The sequence below is a fragment of the Polynucleobacter sp. 39-46-10 genome (assembly GCF_002282275.1).
The window spans coordinates 1-3,274 of the sequence record NZ_NCJB01000267.1 but is presented as its reverse complement, the minus strand read 5'-3'; the positions used below and the strand labels follow the sequence as shown (position 1 = coordinate 3,274).

Below are 3,274 nucleotides of genomic sequence, written 5' to 3'. Positions count from 1 at the left end.
AGGATTCGATATGGGTAAGGTCACTGGATTTATGGAGTTTGAGCGCGTAGAGGAAACCTACGAAGCTCCCGTTAAACGCCTCCATCACTACAAAGAGTTCGTTGCCGCATTAACGGATGATGAGGCTAAAGTACAAGGCGCACGCTGTATGGATTGCGGCATTCCGTTTTGTAATAACGGATGCCCGGTAAACAATATCATTCCTGATTTCAATGACTTGGTATTTCATGATGACTGGAAGAATGCGTTGGATGTTTTGCAATCCACCAATAACTTCCCTGAGTTCACTGGCCGTATCTGCCCGGCACCTTGCGAAGCTGCATGTACTTTGGGAATTAATAGTGACGCGGTAGGTATTAAGTCTATCGAGCACGCCATTATTGATAAGGGTTGGGAGAATGGTTGGGTTAAGCCACAGCCATCCAAAACTAAAACTGGTAAAAAAGTTGCCGTTGTTGGTGGTGGACCTGCTGGTATGGCGACTGCGCAGCAATTAGCGCGTGTTGGTCACGACGTTACCGTGTTTGAAAAGAACGATCGTGTTGGTGGATTGTTGCGTTATGGCATTCCTGATTTCAAAATGGAAAAGTGGTTGATCGATCGTCGCGTTGAGCAAATGCAAGCTGAGGGTGTGAAGTTTGAGACTGGCGTATTTATTGGTAAAGAAGCGATTGGCGCTGAAGTAAAAAATTATTCAACTAAAACTGTTTCACCTAATCAGTTGATGAAAGATTTTGATGCTGTTGTGATTAGTGGTGGATCAGAACAGCCGCGTGACCTGCCAGTTCCTGGCCGTGAGTTGAAGGGCGTTCATTACGCTTTAGAATTCTTGATTCCTCAGAACAAAGAAAACGCAGGCGATTTCAAAAACGAAATTTCTGCAGCTGGTAAGCATGTGGTTGTAATTGGCGGCGGCGATACCGGATCTGATTGTGTCGGTACCTCCAATCGTCATGGTGCTGCCAAGATTACTCAATTTGAATTGTTGCCACAGCCACCAGAAACTGAGAATAAGCCTTTGGTATGGCCTTACTGGCCAACGAAGTTGCGCACCTCTTCATCGCATGAAGAAGGTTGTGAGCGCGATTGGTCAGTTGCGACTAAGCGCTTTGAAGGTAAAGATGGCAAATTAGAGAAACTAATTTGTGTGCGTTTGGAGTGGAAAGACGGCAAGATGACAGAAATGCCAAATTCTGAATTTGAGATTAAGGCAGATTTAGTATTTTTAGCAATGGGCTTTGTATCACCTGCAGCCCAGGTTCTCAATGCATTTGGTGTTGAAAAAGATGCGCGCGGCAATGCAAAGGCTACGGTTGATGGTCAAAATGCTTATCAAACCAATGTTCCAAAGGTCTTTGCTGCTGGCGATATGCGTCGCGGACAATCCTTGGTGGTTTGGGCGATTCGTGAAGGTCGTCAAGCTGCTCAAGCAGTAGACGAGTATTTAATGGGGTCTTCTGTTCTGCCACGATAATATCGAGGATATGAACAGTAGCCACTCCAATTCGGTGGAAGTGAAGCAAAAAACCTCTAGCGGTGGCCAAGGCGAAGTTGTAGTTCAAATTAAGAACGTCAACTTTTCCTATGCTCCTGGTGAGAGGCAAATTTTATCGGGGCTCAATATGGAGTTCCGCCGTGGCCAAGTTGTTGCGGTGATGGGTGGCTCTGGTTGTGGCAAGACCACAATTCTGAGACTGATTGGCGGTCAATTTACAGCGCAGTCTGGTCAAGTCCTTTTTGAGGGTCATGACATTGGCAAAATGAATGGCACAGAGTTAATGGCTGCCCGTCGTCGTATGGGAATGCTCTTTCAGTTTGGCGCACTTTTTACCGATCTGAGTGTTTTTGAAAACGTCGCCTTTCCTTTGCGTGAACATACCGACTTAAGCGAAGATTTATTGCGATCACTGGTACTCATGAAACTGAATGCGGTTGGCTTGCGTGGTGCACGTGATTTAATGCCTTCACAGATTTCTGGTGGCATGGCACGCCGTGTTGCTCTAGCAAGAGCGATTGCACTTGATCCACCGTTGATCATGTACGACGAGCCCTTTGCGGGCTTGGATCCAATTTCCTTGGGTATTACTGCACGCTTGATTCGAGATTTGAATCAAGCGCTGGGCGCGACCAGCCTCTTGGTGACGCATGATGTTGAAGAAACATTTGAAATTGCCGATTATGTTTATTTCATTGCCAATGGTCGTATTGGTGCAGAAGGTACACCAGAAGAATTGAGTCGTTCAAACGATCCGTTTGTACGTCAATTTCTAGATGCTTCACCGGATGGTCCTGTGCCATTTCATTACCCAGGCCAAAGCCTTGCAGAAGATTTTGGAGTGAGCCTGAAATGAGCATCCTTCATAAGGCCTTAGATATTTTCGGTGACCTCGGTTTTTTTGTTCGTCGTAACTTAACAAGTCTTGGCCTTGCTGCTCGCATGTTTGCTGCAGTGATTTGGCGTTCCGGATTTTTATTAAAAAGACCTCGCTTAGTTTCCGATCAAATTCTGTTTGTGGGTAATCACTCATTTGTGATCATTGCGGTATCTGGTTTATTCGTTGGCTTCGTCTTAGGACTGCAGGGTTATTACACTCTTAATCGATATGGCTCAGAGCAGGCTTTGGGTTTATTGGTCGCACTGTCACTTACCCGTGAATTGGGTCCCGTGATTACAGCCTTGTTATTTGCCGGCCGTGCTGGCACATCTCTCACTGCAGAGATTGGCTTGATGAAAGCCGGCGAACAGCTCAGCGCAATGGAAATGATGGCAGTAGATCCATTAAGTCGTGTGATTGCTCCGCGTTTATGGGCTGGCATTATTGCAATGCCGATTTTGGCAACGATCTTTACGGCTGTTGGTGTGATGGGCGGCTACTTTGTTGGGGTGCCATTGATTGGTGTGGACTCTGGTGCCTTCTGGTCTCAGATGCAGGGTGGAGTAGATCTCTTCTCTGATATTGGTAATGGCCTGATTAAGAGTCTGGTGTTTGGTGTAGCAGTGACTTTTATTGCTCTGTATCAGGGTTACGAGGCAAAACCAACGCCTGAGGGCGTATCGCAAGCTACCACGAGAACGGTGGTGATTTCTTCTTTATCGGTTTTAGCATTGGACTTCCTGCTAACTGCAATGATGTTCTCGAATTAGAAAGAATAAACTGGGACTCTTATGAGAAAAAGTGCAATTGATATTTGGGTTGGAATCTTTGTGGCCATTGGCTTGCTGGCTGCTTTGTTTCTTGCATTAAAGGTCGGCAATATGAACGCCGTTTCTTTT

The 3,274-nt window shown here is 46.1% G+C and carries 3 protein-coding genes and 1 pseudogene; all 4 read left to right on the top strand.

Translation table 11 applies throughout. The annotated features are described in order from the left end of the window. Positions 1-10: 10 nt before the first annotated feature. Positions 11-1,474 carry a glutamate synthase subunit beta gene (locus tag B7X71_RS14085; protein WP_293601069.1) on the top strand — a complete coding sequence of 488 codons (1,464 nt, stop codon included), beginning with the start codon at positions 11-13 and terminating at the stop codon, positions 1,472-1,474. A gap of 10 nt (positions 1,475-1,484) precedes the next feature. After that, entirely contained in the window at positions 1,485-2,351 is an 867-nt protein-coding gene (locus tag B7X71_RS14080) for an ABC transporter ATP-binding protein (RefSeq protein ID WP_293599412.1), read from the top strand. Then, on the top strand, positions 2,348-3,145 hold the full coding sequence (mlaE, locus tag B7X71_RS14075) for a lipid asymmetry maintenance ABC transporter permease subunit MlaE (protein WP_293599411.1): 798 nt from the start codon (positions 2,348-2,350) through the stop codon (positions 3,143-3,145). Before B7X71_RS14080 ends, mlaE begins: the two co-directional genes overlap by 4 nt. Before the next feature lie 21 nt (positions 3,146-3,166). After that, a pseudogene (locus B7X71_RS14070) lies at positions 3,167-3,274 on the top strand (outer membrane lipid asymmetry maintenance protein MlaD); the annotation flags it as partial.